At 46.7% G+C, this 19061-nt stretch carries 14 protein-coding genes; 8 read left to right on the top strand and 6 right to left on the bottom strand.

The window, feature by feature from the left end; translation table 11 throughout:
* The first annotated feature begins 118 nt into the window (after positions 1-118).
* From lpxC to GQS64_RS08850, 6 genes are all read left to right on the top strand, one after another.
* Complete coding sequence (gene lpxC, locus GQS64_RS08875) at positions 119-1033, top strand: UDP-3-O-acyl-N-acetylglucosamine deacetylase (protein WP_246798528.1); 915 nt, start codon at positions 119-121, stop codon at positions 1031-1033.
* Positions 1034-1256: 223 nt separating this feature from the next.
* Positions 1257-2150: an outer membrane protein assembly factor BamD gene (locus GQS64_RS08870; RefSeq protein WP_077992747.1), complete on the top strand. Its 894-nt coding sequence runs from the start codon at positions 1257-1259 to the stop codon at positions 2148-2150.
* A gap of 6 nt (positions 2151-2156) precedes the next feature.
* A complete protein-coding gene (recN, locus tag GQS64_RS08865; protein ID WP_198231306.1) occupies positions 2157-3824 on the top strand; it encodes a DNA repair protein RecN in 1668 nt (555 codons plus the stop codon).
* 444 nt (positions 3825-4268) lie between these two features.
* Positions 4269-4460 (top strand): hypothetical protein, encoded by a 192-nt coding sequence (locus GQS64_RS08860; RefSeq protein WP_198231305.1) that lies wholly within the window; start codon positions 4269-4271, stop codon positions 4458-4460.
* 164 nt (positions 4461-4624) lie between these two features.
* Positions 4625-6784, top strand: coding sequence for an NAD-dependent DNA ligase LigA (gene ligA, locus GQS64_RS08855; RefSeq protein ID WP_198231357.1), 2160 nt, complete (start codon positions 4625-4627; stop codon positions 6782-6784).
* Positions 6777-7706, top strand: a complete 930-nt coding sequence (locus GQS64_RS08850; RefSeq protein WP_198231304.1) for a DMT family transporter — start codon at positions 6777-6779, stop codon at positions 7704-7706. Before ligA ends, GQS64_RS08850 begins: the two co-directional genes overlap by 8 nt.
* Before the next feature lie 68 nt (positions 7707-7774).
* On the opposite strand, the gene GQS64_RS08845 is transcribed toward GQS64_RS08850, so the two are convergent.
* The 3 genes from GQS64_RS08845 to GQS64_RS08835 form a co-directional block, all read right to left on the bottom strand.
* Complete coding sequence (locus GQS64_RS08845; protein ID WP_198231356.1) at positions 7775-9601, bottom strand: aminopeptidase P family protein; 1827 nt, start codon at positions 9599-9601, stop codon at positions 7775-7777.
* Positions 9602-9753: 152 nt separating this feature from the next.
* Positions 9754-10623 carry a 50S ribosomal protein L11 methyltransferase gene (locus GQS64_RS08840; RefSeq protein ID WP_198231355.1) on the bottom strand — a complete coding sequence of 290 codons (870 nt, stop codon included), beginning with the start codon at positions 10621-10623 and terminating at the stop codon, positions 9754-9756.
* 15 nt (positions 10624-10638) lie between these two features.
* Positions 10639-11244 (bottom strand): SCO family protein, encoded by a 606-nt coding sequence (locus GQS64_RS08835; RefSeq protein ID WP_077994587.1) that lies wholly within the window; start codon positions 11242-11244, stop codon positions 10639-10641.
* A gap of 210 nt (positions 11245-11454) precedes the next feature.
* Between GQS64_RS08835 and GQS64_RS08830 the strand changes: the two genes are divergently transcribed.
* Positions 11455-12096 carry a DapH/DapD/GlmU-related protein gene (locus tag GQS64_RS08830; protein WP_198231303.1) on the top strand — a complete coding sequence of 214 codons (642 nt, stop codon included), beginning with the start codon at positions 11455-11457 and terminating at the stop codon, positions 12094-12096.
* A gap of 363 nt (positions 12097-12459) precedes the next feature.
* Here GQS64_RS08830 and GQS64_RS08825 read toward each other — a convergent pair whose 3' ends face one another.
* On the bottom strand, positions 12460-13023 hold the full coding sequence (locus GQS64_RS08825) for an SCO family protein (protein WP_198231302.1): 564 nt from the start codon (positions 13021-13023) through the stop codon (positions 12460-12462).
* A 295-nt stretch (positions 13024-13318) separates the two neighbouring features.
* Between GQS64_RS08825 and GQS64_RS08820 the strand changes: the two genes are divergently transcribed.
* Positions 13319-15034, top strand: coding sequence for a thiamine pyrophosphate-dependent enzyme (locus GQS64_RS08820; RefSeq protein ID WP_198231301.1), 1716 nt, complete (start codon positions 13319-13321; stop codon positions 15032-15034).
* Between the two features lie 111 nt (positions 15035-15145).
* Here the strand turns inward: GQS64_RS08820 and GQS64_RS08815 are convergent, their stop codons facing one another.
* Together GQS64_RS08815 and GQS64_RS08810 are read right to left on the bottom strand one after the other, a co-directional pair.
* Complete coding sequence (locus tag GQS64_RS08815) at positions 15146-17614, bottom strand: ATP-dependent helicase (RefSeq protein WP_198231300.1); 2469 nt, start codon at positions 17612-17614, stop codon at positions 15146-15148.
* 75 nt (positions 17615-17689) lie between these two features.
* Positions 17690-18796, bottom strand: coding sequence for a serine/threonine protein kinase (locus tag GQS64_RS08810; protein ID WP_198231299.1), 1107 nt, complete (start codon positions 18794-18796; stop codon positions 17690-17692).
* Positions 18797-19061 lie beyond the last annotated feature (265 nt).

Raw genomic sequence — 19061 nt, 5'->3', positions numbered from 1 at the left:
TAAAACAAAATGCCGCTTCTTTTTAAAAACACCCTTTGCAACCTGTCGTGTTTTATTGAAATTCTCTGTCGAAGATTGTCATGAATGGTGTTATGTGAAGAAAAGTTGGAAAAGCCTCATGAAGGGAAATCTTGCGACTATGGTTGGCAAACATATAAATTCTCGTTTTGATCCTCATTACCAGTCAACATTGGCTGAAGCTGTGACACTGAGCGGGCATGGTGTGCATACCGGTCTTCCTTCCGTTTTGACGATCAATCCGGCTGAACCGGATACGGGAATTATATTTATCCGCACTGCATCGAACGGCGAAAAAAAGAGCTTCCGCGCAATCTCTTCTGAAACCGGCGCGACCGAACTTTCGACAACGCTGGGAACCGGCGAGCTGCGTGTAGAAACAATCGAACATTTGATGGCAGCTATCAACGCCTATAATCTCGATAATCTGAGAATCGAGGTTTCGTCGAACGAACTTCCCATTCTGGATGGCGGTTCATGGAGCTATTGCACCGCATTTGAAAAAGCCGGTTTTGTCAACCAGAAGGTGAAACGCAAATTCATCCTTATCAAGAAAACGGTCAGGGTCGAATCGGCAACCGGTTTTGCCGAATTCGAGCCGTTTGACGGCCGCAGGTTTGATGTTTCTATCGAATTTGCCACGCCGGTCATCGGAAAAAGCACTTTTGTTTTTGATTGCGAGCCGGAAAAATTCAAAGATCAAATTTCCAAAGCGAGAACATTCGGCTTTTTGAAGGATGTTGAAACGTTATGGGCTGCCGGTATGGCGCTTGGCTCTTCTTTGGAAAATTCGATTGTGATCGGCACAGATGATAAAGTTGTCAATCCTGACGGTACTTATTACGAAAATGAATTTGTCCGCCATAAATTATTGGATGCCATGGGCGATACAGCCTTGGCAGGCGCACCTATTATCGGGATTTTTCGTTCGTTTCGCGGTGGCCATTCATTGAATGCAAAACTTGTAAAAGCGTTGCTTCAGGATGCTTCGGCTTATGAAACAAAAGAATTTTAACAAAATTAGGTTTTAATAACTTCAGTTTTTGGGGAATTGCCATAATTGAGCCTATAAGGAATGATTGACCGATTGAGTAAAAATCGGCTAATCCAATATTAATGTTGTAGGTTGATAATAGCTCATTATAACCTCCCATGACTTCGATTCGGTCTGAAACACGAGCTGGGTGATGTCTTTTGGGTTTTGATAAACGAGGGAATGCCGGAAGGCCGGAGAGACCATGACGAAGTTGAATTCGTATATTATGGATGCTGGAACAAAGAAATCCACTATCGTGCGTAAAGTCATTATCGGGTTGATGCTTGGCAGCGTATGCCTGACAGCCGGTTGTTCAAAAAAAGATAAAGATGTGGATTTGACATCTTATGTCGAAAAGATTGATCCGCCGGATGTTTTGTATAATCAGGCACTTGCCAATCTTGATGCCGGCCGTTTGAGCGAGGCTGCAAAAAAATTCGAGGCTATTGATCGTCAGCATCCCTATACGGAATGGGCACGTAAAGCACTTGTCATGGGCGCTTTCACCAATTATCGCAAAGGCAATTACGATGAAGCGGTCAATATGGCCAAGCGTTATATTGGTCTTTATCCGACATCCGAAGAAGCAGCTTATGCCTATTATATCATTGGCCTTTCATATTTCCGGCAGATTCCGGATATTACGCGCGATCAGAAAGACACAAAACGCGCTATTGCTGCAATGCAGGAAGTTGTCGACCGCTATCCTAATTCCGAATATGTCGATGATGCCAAAACAAAAATACGTTTCGGTCGTGAACAGCTTGCCGGTAAAGAAATGCAAATCGGCCGCTATTATCAGGAACGCAAGCAATATCTTTCGGCGATCAAGCGTTATCGCACGGTTGTTGAAGAATATTCCAACACCAACCAGATCGAGGAAGCTCTCTACCGTCTGACAGAAACCAATTACGCTTTGGGTCTGACATCGGAAGCACAAACGGCAGCCGCCGTGCTGGGGCAAAACTATCCGGAAAGCAAATGGTATAAAGATGCCTATAATCTCCTTCAAAAGGGTGGGGTAGCACCTCAGGAAAACAAGGGATCGTGGATTTCACGCGCTTTGAACAAAACCGGATTGAAAAAAGGTTCTTGAGCTTAGATGCTTATACAGCTTTCGATCCGCGACATTGTTCTGATCGAAAGGCTCGATATCAACTTTGAAACGGGCCTGTCGGTGCTCACCGGTGAAACCGGTGCCGGCAAGTCTATTCTGCTTGATTCGCTTTCGCTTGCGCTTGGGGGGCGGGGGGATGCTTCCCTCGTGCGCCATGGCGCCGAAAGCGGGCAGGTAACAGCGGTGTTCGATGTGCCGCTTGACCACCCTGCCAGAAAACTTATCAAAGAAAATGGCCTTGATGACGAGGGTGATATCATCCTTCGCCGCATCCAGTCTTCGGACGGGCGTTCGCGTGTCTTCATCAACGATCAGGCGGCAAGCGTCGCATTGATGCGAGATGTCGGCCATGAACTTGTTGAAATCCACGGGCAACATGCCGATCGGGCGCTTGTCGATATTGCCTCCCATCGTGATCTTCTTGATGCTTATGGCCGTTTGGATGACAATCTCAAAAAGGTCAAAGAGAGTTATCGCCATTGGCACGAGCTGGAAACGGCTTTGAAAAAACACCGCGAAAAAGTCGCGGAAGCTATGAGAGAGGCGGACTATCTGCGCTCGTCTGTTGAAGAACTTGACGCACTCGCCCCGCAAGAGGGCGAAGAGGAAACTTTGGCAATCCGGCGAACAGATATGATGAAAGCCGAAAAAATTGCGGGCGACATCAATGAAGCCGGAGATATGTTGAATGGTGCACAATCACCGGTTCCCGTCTTGGCAAATCTTGTCCGGCGGCTCGAACGCAAAATTCCCGAAGCCGAGGAATTGGTAAAGCCGATTGTCGATTCGATTGATAACGCACTTGAAGCACTGGGACTTGCGCAGGACAGTATTGATGCAGCCATGCGTGCTCTCGATTTTGACCCGCAAGAATTAGGCAATGTCGAAGAACGCCTGTTTGCTTTGCGTGCGGCCGCACGGAAATATAATGTTCCGGTCGATAATCTGTCGCAATTGCGCGACAAGATGGATCAGGACTTGAAAGACCTTGACCAGAGCGAGGAAACTGTCAAAAAACTGGAAAAAGAGGCAGCCGCAGCCCTTGCCGATTATGACAAGGCAGCCGGCGAACTTTCGCAAAAACGGCATGAACGGGCAAAGGAATTGACGAATGCGGTCATGGCCGAATTGCCGGCTCTCAAGCTTGAACGGGCGGAATTTATCGTCAATATCGAAAGCAATAAAGAAGAGCGCACGCCCGAAGGTATCGACAGGGTGGAATATTGGGTTCGCACGAATCCCGGAACACGCGCAGGACCGATGATGAAGGTTGCCTCCGGCGGCGAATTATCACGCTTTCTTCTGGCTTTGAAAGTGGCGTTGGCCGATCGTGGTTCTGCTCCCACACTGGTTTTTGATGAAATTGATACAGGTGTTGGCGGCGCGGTTGCCGATGCGATCGGGCAAAGATTGTCAAGGCTTGCCAAAGGTGTTCAGGTGCTTTCTGTGACACATGCACCTCAAGTTGCAGCCCGTGCCGACAGTCATTTTCTGATTTCCAAATCGGAACACAAGGATGGCGACCGGCTGATTACCAGTGTGCGTAAGCTTGAAGATGCTGAACGCGCCGAGGAAATTGCACGCATGCTTGCAGGCGAGCATATTACCGATGAAGCCCGTGCGGCGGCGTTAAAACTGCTTAACGCAAAATAGAAAACGTCAGGTCGCACGCATCCGGCTTTGCAGGAGAATTGAAGACTGTATAAAGTCAGCTATTTCTTGAAAGAGATTGATCTATAAAAGCCTGATGGCTGAATTTTTGTCGAAATATATGTTTTTTGTAAATGAAAATCGGTTGCCGGAAAGCAGCATTCATTAAAAAAGCGGATTGAAGTCAATATTCGAATGGTGAAAGCCACCCGTCTTTTCTTGCAGTGTTCGCGGGGTTTGCAAGTATGATGACCGGTCGAATACATCATTCGGTCTAGGCGCAGACTATTGCATGACAGATTGACCGCGTTTTTGGATACTTTAAATCCTGTCAGAAGATAATCGGAATGTCCAGAACCTGCCGATTAGCCGGATGATGAATGCGAAAGATGAGAAAACGGCGCTATATTTTTGAAGAAACCGGATTTAACGGAAATTTGTGCGTGAATGAAAAAGCGGGATAGCACTATTTCAGTGATAGGAGAAAAGGAGGGCTATTCAATTTGCGGGCAATTTTTGCGGGTTATTCCTTTTATTCGACAGGCGATAATGTCGGGTTATCATCTGCTTACAGGCGATGGAAATAAAACAGGCAATTGGTGCGTCATGCTCGTTACCACTGCAATGGCCCATCTGTGAATTTAAAATATATGCGGCATATGTGTTCTTGTTTGTGGTTCTTTCACGTTTTATCAGCTAGATATATGGTCACATTTTAAAGATGAGCCATATCCTTCTTTGTGCTGATGAAATGAATAATCATAAATCGTCAGGCTCACTTTCAAAAATTCTGGAAAACCATGATGCAAGATATTTCAGTTGATGATCTCACAGCCGAGCAGGCAAAACAGGAATTGGAACGGTTGGCAAAAGAAATTGCCCACCATGACTATTTGTATAATACCAAAGATCAGCCGGAAATATCGGATGGCGAATATGATGCGTTGAGGCGGCGCAACAATGCTATCGAACAACGTTTTCCTGAATTGATAAGGCCGGATTCTCCGTCGCGGAAAGTTGGCGCCACGGTTTCCGAAAAATTTGAAAAAGTGCGTCATCGCATACCGATGCTTTCGCTTGATAATGCTTTTTCCGATCAGGATGTCTATGATTTCGTTGACCGCATACGGCGTTTTTTGCGCCTCAAAGATAATGACGAGCTTGATATTACCGCCGAGCCGAAGATTGACGGCTTGTCACTGTCGCTCAGATATGAAAACGGAAAACTCGTTACGGCAGCAACCCGTGGCGACGGTACGGTGGGTGAAAATGTTACCGCCAATGCGTTGACAATCTCCGATATTCCGCATGTTTTGAAAGGCAATTATCCCGATCTGATCGAGGTGCGGGGCGAGTGTTATATGGCTCACGCCGATTTTCAGGCGCTGAACACGCGCCATGAAGCCGAAAACAAGCAAGTCTTTGCCAATCCCAGAAATGCGGCAGCCGGCTCTCTGCGCCAGCTTGATGCCAGCATTACCGCGCGGCGCAAACTCAAATATTTTGCCTATGCATGGGGCGAGATCAGCCACATGCCGGCCGATACGCAATTGGGTATGATGGATGTTTTCCGTTCTTATGGCTTTACGGTCAATCCTTTAACGAAACTGTTTCATTCGGCAGATGGATTGCTTGAACATTTTCATGCAATCGAAGAACAACGTGCCGATCTTGATTATGATATTGATGGCGTGGTCTATAAGGTTAATGATCTCGCACTCCAGCAGCGTCTCGGCTTTATCTCGCGTTCGCCAAGATGGGCTATTGCCCATAAATTTCCGGCCGAACGTGCCATGACTATTTTGCGAGCAATCGATATTCAGGTGGGGCGCACAGGCGCATTGACACCGGTAGCCCGCCTTGAACCGATTACAGTTGGCGGTGTGGTGATTACCAATGCCACACTTCATAATGAAGATTACATCAAGGGCATTGGCAATAAGGGGGAAACCATCCGTGGTGGCAGGGATATTCGCGTTGGTGATACGGTTGTCATCCAGCGTGCCGGTGATGTCATTCCCCAGATTGTCGACATTGTCGAGGAGCGGCGTCCGAAGACGGCCGAGCCTTATGTTTTTCCCCATATTTGTCCGGCTTGCGGAAGCCATGCGGTGCGCGAAGAGGGGGAAGCCGTTCGGCGTTGCACCGGTGGCCTCATTTGTCCGGCGCAAGCGATGGAACGCATCCGCCATTTTGTTTCCCGCAATGCCTTTGACATTGAAGGGCTTGGTGAAAAGCAGGTCGAATTTTTCTTCAATGCCAAAGACGAGAATTTGGCAATCCGCAGTCCGGTTGATATATTCACACTTGAGACACGCCAGAAGGGGGCATTGAGCAAGCTTGAAAACCTTGAAGGTTTCGGGAAAACATCTGTCCATAAACTTTATGATGCGATTAACGCACGTAGACAAATACCGTTAAGCCGGTTTTTATTTGCGCTTGGTATTCGTCATGTTGGTGAAGTCAATGCAAGAAGACTTGCGCGGGCGTACAAAAACTATAATGCTTTTGAAGAGGTTGCTTTAGCGGCGCGTTATCCGGAAGAAAATAGCGGCGAAAGCGGAAACGAGGCATGGAATGAACTCACCAATATTGAAGGTGTCGGTTTTATTGTTGCCGAAGCCGTTGTCGATTTCTATGGTGAGGAACATAACCGCAATATTTTGCGAGCCTTGCTTGCCGAAGTCACTCCTCTGGACGAGGTTTTGCCGGTTACAGATGGCTCACCCGTACAGGGCAAAACAATTGTATTTACCGGTTCGCTGGAGCGCATGTCACGTGACGAAGCAAAAGCAATGGCGGAAAGATTGGGTGCAAAAACCGCTGCTTCCGTCTCGAAAAAGACAGATCTCGTTGTAGCGGGGCCGGGAGCAGGTTCAAAATTGACAAAAGCACAGGAGTTGGGTGTGAAAATTATTGATGAAGACCAGTGGTTCGACCTTGTTGGTGAGGAAAATGCGTAAAGCGTCTCCACCGGAATTACATGTGAGCGAATCTGCCGGTAACGAGCCACGCATTGTCTTAGGAATAAGTCTGGCACTGACCGCGACAGTAATTTTTGCTTGTCAGGATGCCATGACCAAGACGTTGGTTCATAACTATCCGGCAACTTTTATCGTTATGGTGCGCTATTGGGTGTTTTTCCTTGCCGGTGTCTATATGGCTAAAACGGCAGGTGGTGGTCTTATTGCCAATATCAAAAGCAAGCGCCCGATTGTCCAGTGTTTGCGTGGTCTGTTGCTTCTTCTGGAACTCATTGCCATTGCTTTGGCATTCCGTGTGATGGGACTTGCCGAAGCCACATCCATTTTCCAATCCTATCCGCTTTTCGGAACGGTGATTGCAGTCTTTTTATTAAAAGAAAAAGTCGGCTGGAGAAGAATTTGTGCACTGATAATCGGCTTTATCGGTATTCTGATTATGTTGAGGCCGGGTAGTGGCGTGTTGTCGGTGGGGGCAGTCTGGGCACTTGTTGCGGCGATATTCTTTGCCCTTTATATGGCTTTGACACGCCTTGTCGGCGGCATTGACAAGCCGCAAACCTCGTTTTTCTATGTCGGTCTCGTTGGCCTTGTGGTTATGAATTTGGGATTGCCCTTCTTCTGGGTTCATATGGATAGCCACTATGTCTGGATTCTCGTGGCGCTATGCTTTACCTCTGTTGTCGGCCATTTTTTAATGATTAAAGCGTTAAGTCTGGCGCCGCTCACAGTTGTTCAACCATTCAACTATTTGCAGCTCGTCTGGTCGGTCATTATCGGTTATATCGTCTTTGGTGATATGCCTGACCTGCTTACGCTTGTTGGTGCAGCTCTGGTTGTGGGAAGCGGTTTGTTTGTGTTCTTCCGCGAACAGGTAAAAGCGGCAAAAATCGTTGTGAAATGATAGGGTCAATACAAAGCTTCTGTCTGAAGAAACGCGAAAGATTTTTCTTTCGCGTTTTTCTTTTGCCTTTAAAGTGGCTTTGTTGCTGTCTCAAGCCATTTGCGATCAACATCATCAAGATGCGGAGCATTTTCTTTCAAAACGCGGGCATGATAGGCGTTTAACCACTCGCGTTCTTCATTTGTCAACATGTCAACAACAATCAGATTGCGATCAATCGGGCAAAGTGTCAGGGTTTCAAAACCGAGCATATCAATATCGCCGCCCTTGACCGGTTCAGCCGGTTTGACAACAAGCAGGTTTTCAATGCGGATTCCGAATGCACCTTCGCGATAATAGCCGGGTTCATTGGAAACAATCATTCCGGGCAAAAGTTCCTGTCCACCACGTTTTGAAATGGTTTGTGGGCCTTCATGAACAGCAAGATAGGAGCCGACACCGTGTCCTGTGCCATGGGCAAAATCCAGCCCCGCCTTCCATAATGCAATGCGCGCCAGAACATCAAGGTCCTGCCCGCGTGTGCCTTTCGGAAAACGGCTTGTGGAAAGGTCAATCATGCCTTTGAGAACAAGTGTGAAACACCGTTTTTCTTCGTGACTTACCTGTCCGATTGCAACAGTGCGGGTGACATCGGTAGTGCCATCACGATATTGCGCACCGGAATCAACGAGATAAAGCTCGCCTTCATTAAGCGGCCGGTTGGTTGCTGTATTGACGCGATAATGGATAATCGCACCATCGCTGCCACTTCCCGAAATCGTATCGAATGACAGGTCTTCCAGTTTTGAACCCATTTTCAACGCGGTGTCGGCGCGCATAGTTTCAAGCTTTGTGGCCGCCGAGATTTCATCCACAGTGCCGGTTTTTTGCCTTGAAAGCCACGAGAAAAACCGGCAGAGAGCCACACCGTCACGCGCATGGGCCTGTCGGCTTCCTTTAAGTTCAGCCTCGTTTTTGATTGCACGCGGAAGGCGTGCCGGATCGCGCAGATCTTTAATTGTGCCGCCATGATCGACAATGATCTGCCTGAATTTTTCAGCCGCCAGTTGCCCGTCAAGTGAAAAGCAGGCTTTCGACTGCGCTTCTCTGGTGACTTCACCGACCAATGCGGAAGGCTCGAAAATATCGACATAACGGGCAAGATAGTTCTTTTCATTTTCTCCAAGCTTGCGCCGGTCGACAAACAATGATGGCCTGCCTTTTGCACGAAGAATAGCAAAGGAAAGGCAAAATGGTGTATTGGAAACGTCATTGCCGCGAATATTGAATACCCATGCGATCGACGACGGGTCTGTCAATAATACCAGATCACAGCCGTCTTTTTTCAAGCTTTCTGCCATCAATTCAAGCTTTTTATCGGCAGCAACACCAGCATAGTCGAGAGGCTGGATTGTGACCGGCGTCAGCGGTGGTTCCGGCTGGTCGTGCCAGATGAGATCAACGAGATTTTTGTCAGTTGCGACAAGTTTTCCATGAGCCTTTTCTTCAACGGCTTTTTTTAGTGCCTTGACGCCATTGACTGTATGGAGAAAGGGGTCAAAGCCGATTTTCAAGCCTTTTGTGTTTTGTTCGAGCCAAAGCGAAGGAGGGCAGGAAACGAGATCGGCATAAGTGAATATTTTTCCGTCGGTCTGGTTGCGCACCTGCAAAGTGTAGCGGCCGTCAACGAAAATAACCGCTTTATCTTTCAAAATCAGTGCGACACCGGCCGAACCGGTAAAACCGGTGAGCCATTGCAGTCGCTGGGCATGGGGAGGCACGTATTCGCCCTGATGTTCATCTGCCCGCGGTATCAAATAACCGTCAAGTCCGAGTTTTTCCATTTCCTTGCGAAGTGCAGAAACACGTGACTTTGCATTGTCGGGATTTGTTGCAATATCAAATGATTGAAACATAAAATCGCCTCTGATTGTCTGGTCGGTGAAAGAATTATGATTGCTATGATCGGGCAATTCGATCACCTGTTATTCTTGTGAAATGGCCAAATGTCCGATTGTTTATCGGCCACTTATTTTGTTTATGGGCCACCTGTTTATTTAATCGTCACCTATTTCAAATGAATGGCAACCCAGCCTTCATGATGCAAGGTCTTTATATATTTTGCACCTGCCGCCTCGAAGGCCTTGACCACGCGGTCATGTTGTTCTTCCAGTATGCCGGAAAGCACAATAGAACCACCTTTTTTCAGTGCGGGAACCATTTGTGGCGCAAGTTCGATCAAAGGATTTGCGAGAATATTTGCCACGATCAGATCAAAGGGGACGCGCTTTTTTATCTCTTCATCGTCAAGGCCGGTGGCGGCGATGGCAGTAATCGTTTTGGCGACACCGTTTAGAGCAAAATTTTCCTTTGCAACTTTGATTGCTATCGGATCAATGTCGGTTGCCAGAATTCTGATCGGCTTAATCAGAGCAATACCGATTGCCAGAATTCCGCTCCCCGTACCGAGATCAAGTGCATTTTGCGGTTTTTCATGTTCCATAACATCGGCGATAAGTTCAAGGCAGCCGACTGTCGTTCCATGGTGGCCGGTTCCAAAAGCCTGACCGGCATCAATCTCGATTGCAAGATCACCCGGTTGGACTTTGTCGCGGTCATGGCTGCCATGAACAAAAAAACGACCTGCGCGAACAGGATTAAGCCCTTCAAGACTATGGCTTACCCAGTCAATATCCGGAAGTACCTCTATTTCTATATTGTTTTCATTGACACCCAAAACACGCGCAAAGCGGGGAAGTACGAAATTTTTTTCCAATTCATCCACGTAGAGAGAGACTTCATAAATTGCATTTGCTTCGTCAATTTCGGTTATAGCAAGCGGAAATGCTTCATCCTCGAAGGCATGGTCGAGAAGTTCATATTGCTTTTCAGCATCCCGTTTCGGTGATTTGTAATGTAGACGGATTTGTCCCAAAATTTTAGTCCTTATGTTCTATTGTTTTGCCAGGCTCTTGAGACGCTCAATGGCAATCTGGTCTTTCAACTCGTTTCTGTTTTCTTCCACGCTATAAGGAATGACACCGGCAAATTGGCCACCTTTTTTGGTAAGCAGAATGGCTGCCGTATGATCGTAAGTATAATCGCCATTTTCACCGGGTACTTTTTCAGCGGCAATGTTGAAAGACGATACCAGTTTATGAACTTTTGCAGGATCACCGCTAATTCCTATAACTTTATCGGTAAAATTGGATAAATAGTCATGGAGGACTTCCGGAGTATCCCGTTCCGGATCAACAGTGATAAACCAGATATTGATTTTATCTGCATCCGGTCCCAACTCCTTGATCCAATTGGTCATACTCATTAATGTTGTCGGGCAAATATCCGGACACATCGTATAGCCGAAAAATATCGCCGACGGTTTTTCGCGAAGTTCTACCTGCGTAACGGTTTTTCCGTTGGAATCGGTAAGGCTGAAATCCTCACCCAGTGGCGGACTGACAAAGGTTTGCCAACCGAATATGAATGCCATAAAAACCGCAACCAATATAACAATGTAAAAAACACTTAATGCGGTACTTTTACTTTCACTCGTCATTGCCAAAATCCCTTGAGCTTGATGCATCGCCATAAAAGCCACTCGCGTGACTCCTGAAGGATATTCAAAATATATCGGTATGAACACGATACTGCAATGAAAAGCGGTAATTAATTCGTCATTGTCGCGACAGTGCGGACAAATACACGGGATTGCACTTCTTGTGTCGGCGTTTTATGGTTATTTACCCATTCAATATACCGGATTATCATGAGCACATCACCCACTGACCAACGCTTTCATGACAGTGAACCGCGCATTCATTCGACGGCCAAGTTACATGGTTGCAAACTCGGCCGTTTTTCCGAAATCGGCGAACGGGTTATCTTACGTGATGTCACTGTCGGCGATTTCAGCTATTTCGAGCGCAATGGTGAAGCCATATATACAGATGTCGGCCGTTTCAGTTGCATCGCCTCCAATGTCCGTCTTAATGCCCTTGAACATCCGATGGAAAGGGTAAGCATGCATAAAATGACTTACCGTCCCAATGAATATTTCCGCTTCATGACACTTGATAGTGCTTTTCGCGAAAGGCGGCATAATAAACGCGTGACAATCGGTCATGATGTCTGGATCGGTCATGGGGCGGTGGTGATGCCGGGGATAACTATCGGCCACGGTGCGGTGATCGGCGCCAATGCGGTTGTAACCAAAGATGTTATTCCTTACGAGATCGTCGGCGGTGTTCCGGCAAAGCGAATAAGAATGAGATTTCCCGATCATACCATTCAGGCACTTCTTGACCTTAGCTGGTGGAATTGGCCGTTGAACATAATTTATCAAGCAATAGGCGATATGCAACAACTGTCAGCCGAAGAATTTACAGCAAAGTGGAAAAAGCTGGTCTGAGAGTAGAAAATCAACAAAGGCACGTGATTGACAGGACTTTAATTTCCGTTTCGCATTGTTTCTTTTGAAAAATGACCCTGTCTTTCAATTTTGAACGAAATTTGAAAATGTCTTCCGAATGTATTGGCGAAAATCTTTGTCGAAACACTGTAAAACGCCGGTGTGAAATAGTTTCACGGTATGGTTGGTGGCAAAACCGGTCATTGTACGAAAAAATATACCATCGCCGAAGGAATGACCGAGAAGTTGATATTGTTTTTGAGCCACCTATTTTGGCGATTAAAAAAGAAACGCGCCTGTCCTCGATGTTGTTCTTATATCTTCAATATGTTTTCTATTGTTTTGTGAGATTGGCGAGACGGTCTATAGCGACCGGTTATTTGCCAGACTCTTAAGACGCCCTACAACGGACATATACAACGAACATATCGAAATCTTTGGCACTTTTTCTTCCGATATTATAACGGATGTTCGTCCGGAAAGTTGGCTACCTTTTTTGGCTCCTATATTGAAAGATGATACCAATTCATGGATTTTTGGCGGTTCACCGCTAATACCGGTAATTTTGTCGGTAAATTTCGACAAATAATCACGGAGAACTTTAGGGATATCCTGTTCGGGATTCACCGTGATAAACCGGAAATCGGGTTTATCCGCGTCCGGTCCCAATTCTTTGCCCCGATTTTCTATACTTGTGAACATTGCCGCGCAAATATCCGGAAACATTGTATAACCGAAAAATATCGCGGACGGTTTTTTCAAGGTCTGTCGCAGTGACTGTTTTTCGGTTGGAATCGGTAAGGCTGAAATCCTTAACCCACGGCGGAATGGAACAAGATTGCCAATAAAATAGAAACGCCATAAAAGTGCGACCGATAAAACAATGTAAAAAGCACTTAATGCGGCCTTTTTACTTTCCCTTCTCATTGCCGAAATCCGCTGAATTCGATCGGGTTGCAATAAAGCCACGATGGTCACGTCGAAGATGATATTCAAAATAAATCGGTATCAAAAGAAACAGCAATGAAAAAGCCGAACGCATTTTATGAACGAGTAGCCGATATTAAAAAACGATCGGCCGGAGAATTGACACTAAGTGGAAAAATCTTATCCGGAGATAGAAAATCATCAAAGACACGTGATTGACGAGGAATTTATTTTCAATTTCTTGTTGTTTATTTCAATAATTACTTTGTACCTCAATTTTGAAAGGAAATTGTGAATGTCTTCTAAACGTGTTGGCGAGATTATCGTGGAAACACTGCAAAACGCAGGTGTGAAACATTGTTACGGCATTGTCGGTGATACACTTAACTATATCACTGATGCGATATATCGCTCGAAAATCGAGTGGGTCCATACACGCCACGAAGAAGCTGCTGCCTTGGCAGCAGGAGGAGAAGCTTATTTGACTGGCGAATTGAGTGCATGCGCAGGCTCGTGCGGGCCGGGGAGCTTGCATCTTATCAATGGTATTTACGAATCAAATCGCAATCGCGCACCGGTTGTGGCCATAGCAAGCCAGCTTTCGACCAACGTTATCGGCAGCGAATGGCCGCAGGAAGTCGACTTTCCTGCGCTTTATTCACATTGTTCGGTGTTTTGTGAACAGATTTTACATCCGGAGGAAGCCCAACGCATCACCGTTGAGGCATGTCAGGCCGCACTGACAAAAAGGGGTGTTGCTGTCATCATACTTCCGGTAGATGTATCTATGCAGGCAGTGAACCATGTGACGCAATATCGTGTTCATCGGCCAAATCCGGTTATTCGCCCTTCCGATAGCGAACTTGAACAAGTTGCATCGCATTTGAACAAGGGCAAAAAAGTTGCAATCTATGTCGGTTCTGGTGTCAAGGGCGCTCATGACGAGGTGGTCGCTTTGGCTGCCAAGTTGAAAGCACCGATCGGGCATTCATCAAAATCGAAAGATTTCATCGAATATGACAACCCGTATAATATGGGAATGAACGGCATGTTGGGTGGCAAGCCGGGTTTTGACATGGTTGAACATTGCGATACTTTGCTTCTGCTCGGCACCGATTTCGCTTATACGCAATTTTACCCTGATAAAGCCACGATTATTCAGGTGGATGAGGATGGAACGCATCTGGGGCGCCGCCATCCCGTCAATATGGGGTTGATCGGCGATGTCAAATCGACCGCAGCAGCACTTCTTAAATATGTTGACGAAAAGAAAGATACCGGTTTTCTCGACCAATGCTTAAAAACCAAAGCCGAAGCCGAAAAAGCCGAGGCGAAGGAAACTGCTGTTTCAAAATCCATCATTCATCCGCAATATCTTGTCTCGCTTATCAATCAATATGCCGATGATGATGCGCTGGTTACAGGTGATTGCGGTTCGCCAATGGTCTGGTTGCTCCGCCATTTCAAAACAAATGGCAAAAGAAGAACCCTTGCCAGCCTTTCCCATGGAACTATGGCAAATGCTTTGTCGCAGGCTATCGGTTTCAAAAAAGCCTATAAAGACAGACAAGTTATCTCGCTTTCCGGCGATGGTGGCCTTGCCATGTTGCTCGGTGAACTTTTGACTGTTGTTCAGGAGAAGGTTGACATCAAGATTGTTGTTTTCAACAATTCTTCACTCAACTTTGTTGAACTTGAACAAAAGGTTGAAGGACTGGTCGACCATTATACCGATTTGCAAAATCCGGATTTTGCAAAACTTGCCGAATCTATTGGCATTAAAGGCTGGAAAGTTAACGAGCCGGAAGAGCTTGAAAGCGCGGTCAAAGCCTTTTTGAGTGCCAAAGGACCGGCACTTCTCGATGTCAAAACCAGCGGATATGAACTGGTTATGCCGCCAAAAGTAACGGCCGGTGAAGTTTCCGGCATGGCACTTTACGGCACAAAGGCGATTATGCAGGGACGCGTGAAAGATGTAGCCGATCTACTCATTCACAATTTCATCAAATAGTCGCTTGAACGATTTGATAAAACAAAAGGCAGAAAATCGATTTGTTTTCTGCCTTTTTTAATTTTATGGAAGCTTCACAAAAACCGGATGATCGTGGGTGGGGGAAGATGCTCAGACTTTTTTGACAAAACTGTCGAGCACACGTTTTTCGCCAGCTTTATCGAAAGCGATGGTGAGCTTGTTTCCGTCAATCGCTGCAACATTGCCATTTCCGAATTTGATATGAAAAACCCTGTCTCCGACGCTGAATTCGGAAGGCTTGTCGGAAACCGATTTGGCGATGAGTTCGCCTTCAATAATTTTCGATTGTTGTATCCGCCCCGCACCATATCCGGAATCGACATCCCCATAACCGATGCGCTCGACATTGGCGCCCGAACGGTTGCCCCAATTGGTACGTGTCGCTTCGGTTGCATTCTTTTTTGCTCTCTGCCAGCCGGGTGTTGAATAATTATTCTGGAACGGCTCGTGACGATCAAAGCGCGATTGCCCATAACCGCCATAGGATGTTTCGACTTCGGCAACTTCGACATGTTCGTTGGGCAGCTCATCAAGAAAACGCGACGGAATTGTCGATTGCCATAAGCCGTGAATACGCCGGTTCGAGACAAACCAGATATGCAGATTTTCTTTTGCGCGGGTAAGGCCGACATAAGCAAGGCGCCGCTCTTCTTCGAGACCGGAGCGCCCACCTTCATCAAGCGAACGTTGATGGGGAAACAGTCCTTCTTCCCAACCGGGCAAAAATACGGTGTTAAATTCCAGCCCTTTGGCCGAATGCAAGGTCATGATATTGACCGCATCCATATCCTCATTTTTTTCGGTATCCATAACCAGCGAGATATGTTCAAGAAAACTTCTCAAACTCTCGAAATCTTCCATGGAATGGATAAGTTCTTTCAGGTTTTCAAGCCGCCCCGGTGCCTCGGCAGAACGGTCTGCCTGCCACATGGCCGTATAGCCCGATTCATCCAGAATAATTTCTGCAAGTTCGGTATGGGGAGTATTATCAAGCATGTTCTGCCAACGGCGGAAATCTTCGACGAGTTTTCTTAAAGAACTTCTGGCCTTGGGCTTCAATTCGTCGGTTTCGACCATTTCCTGAGCGGCTTTGAGCATAGGCTCGTTGCGGGCGCGGGCTGTATCGTGGATTTGACGAACGGTCGCTTCACCAAGGCCGCGCTTCGGTGTATTGATAATACGCTCGAAAGCGAGATCGTCGGAAGGTTGTGCAACAACACGGAAATAGGCGAGCGCATCGCGAATTTCTTGCCGCTCATAAAAACGCGGGCCACCGATAACGCGATAATTAAGCCCCAGTGTAACAAACCGGTCTTCAAATTCACGCATCTGGAAAGATGCGCGAACCAGAATGGCAATGTCATTCAAAGCAAGGCCCTGATGTTGCAATTGCTCGATTTCTTCACCAATAGCGCGCGCTTCCTCTTCTGAATCCCAGGCAGCATGGACTTTGACCTTCTGGTCATTTTCCGTTTTATTATCGGTAAAAAGCGTTTTACCCAAACGGCCTTCATTATGGGCAATCAGATAGGATGCGGCTCCCAGAATATGGGAAGTCGAACGGTAATTGCGTTCAAGACGAATAACAGTTGCACCGGGAAAGTCTTTTTCAAAACGCAAAATATTATCAATTTCTGCGCCGCGCCAGCCGTAAATGGATTGGTCGTCATCACCCACGCAACAAAGATTGACAGTTTCACCGGCAGGGCGTTGCGCCAATAGCCTTAACCACAAATATTGTGCAGTATTGGTATCCTGATATTCGTCGACCAGAATGTAACGGAATTTTTTATGATATTCGCGCAAAACATCGGCGTTTTTTTGAAAAATATGAATAGGGTGCAACAATAAATCGCCGAAATCACAGGCATTCAGTGTTTGCAGGCGTTCCTGATAGGCGCGGTAAAGCTCGCGCCCTTTACCATTGCCGAAAGAACGGGCATCACCTTCGGGTATCTGATCGGGTGCAAGACCACGGTTTTTCCACCCGTCAATCATATTGGCAAAACTACGTGCCGGCCATCTTTTGTCGTCAAGCCCTTCAGCCTGAATGAGCTGTTTGATAAGCCTTATCACATCATCGGTATCAAGAATGGTGAAATTGCTGTTGAGACCGACAAGTTCTGCGTGGCGACGAAGAATTTTTACCCCGATCGAATGGAAAGTGCCAAGCCACGGCATACCTTCAACCGCGCCGCCAACCAGTTCACCAATACGGTTTTTCATTTCACGTGCGGCTTTATTGGTGAATGTGACCGCCAGAATCTGGCTTGGATAAGCAAGACCAAGCCGTAAAATATGGGCAATGCGTGTGGTGAGAACCCGCGTCTTTCCCGTGCCCGCACCGGCGAGCACCAGAACGGGACCTTCCGTAGTTGTTACAGCAAGGCGTTGTTCAGGGTTGAGCTTTTCAAGATAATCGGCCTTTGCATTGCGACGCGCCGCCATGGCGCGCGATGCCAAGCCGCTGCCGCCCTCGTGCTGCGACGTGTCAGGCTGCTCTTCCGGCTTTCTCGGTTCGTCATCAAAAAATGGTATATCGTCAGGAAAATCGCTCATTATCACCAATCTAATGGTTCAAGATATTTTCTGCTAGGCCAGACTTGACGCTTTAACACGAAAATGATCGGAAAATCACTTTTTTTTACGTTGCACTTCATATTGATAGACGCGACGGTCGGTCAAATTCTTCCGGTTGTCTATAATCGGCGCAACAACCGGTTTCAACTCCGGCTCTCTTTTAATCAACGCGACAAGATCATTAAGCTCGTTCATGGCGACAAGTTTTATAATGTCTTCGCGGATCGAACCATCTTCACGCTTCGGCAATTGATGCACAACCTGAAGCGATTCAATTTTCTGATCTTTAAGAAGATTGCGAACGGCTTGTTCGTCAAGTTTGTCAGATTCGACAAAAACATAAAGCCCGACACCTTTTGCAGGAAGCGAATATGTCGCAAGCGTAATATCACCAATATCGGGGTTATTTTTCAAAAGATTCCGTATGGCCGGCCCCTGATGCTGGATACGGTCGCCGGTACCATCTCCATCCGACCAGTTGAACATATCTTTGGTTATAAAATTATAGACACGTTTGCCTGTTGCCAACCAAAGTCGCGACGGCCATGAGCGGTTTTTCAGTATCCGCTTTTCCGTGGGCGTCATCAGTTCCGGCGCAAAACTTCTTTTTTGTTTGATAAGATGGCGGAAATCCTCATAGGCAAAATAGCGGTAGAGAGCGCCGCGATGCTTGTGTACGCTTGCCAATTGAAAGTCGATGATCGAGGCTTTCCCGTCACTCGTCATCAACCAGTTTTGCGGTTTCGCCAAATCATTGTGGGTAATACCCATGCGCCGCAGATTGCGCAGGAGTTTGAATGCGCTCAGGTAAAATTCGGGTTTGTTCGGCCGCGCGAGATGCAACGGCGTTCCCTCGCTCCAGGAACGATAAAGCCCGTCTTTATCAACGGCAATGAGTTGCGGCACACCTTCAAGCCCGCGGACTTTTTTTAATGCCCTTATTTCTCTTCGTGCCAATATCCAGGCAAGCGGGCGTGACCATTTTGGAGCTGCGGTAACAATGCGACGGATAACGCGTTTATGCGGTTCGTCAGCAAAATAGCCGACCCGCGTTTCAGAGAAAACATCGCGTTTCAATACCATCAAGGCCACAAATTCAGTTAAAAATTGCGGGTCTTTCAAAGGCGGTAAAGCACTGTCTGAATCGGCAAAATGTTCCATAGCGTTGAGTTAGACGGTTGGCACTCTTCTATCAAGTCGGTTTGTTCAAATCGGTTAAAATATAAACGATAAAAAGCGGTAAGTAATGGTTATTGTCAAATTTTGTTAAAAAATAATACATTTTTACTTTGAAACTGAAAAACTGCACCATTTTAACGCAAACCGGCTTGAATGGTTTGAAACGCAGGCTTCAGCAAAATTCATCCGGCAACCGGTGTTCCAATGCAGATAATAGCAAAGCTGATTGGAAACTTTTTTATAAAAA

The sequence above is a fragment of the Bartonella sp. P0282 genome (genome assembly GCF_048452985.1).
In the GTDB taxonomy this organism is placed as follows: Bacteria; Pseudomonadota; Alphaproteobacteria; order Rhizobiales; family Rhizobiaceae; genus Bartonella; species Bartonella choladocola.
This window is presented reverse-complemented; position numbering and strand designations above follow the sequence as displayed.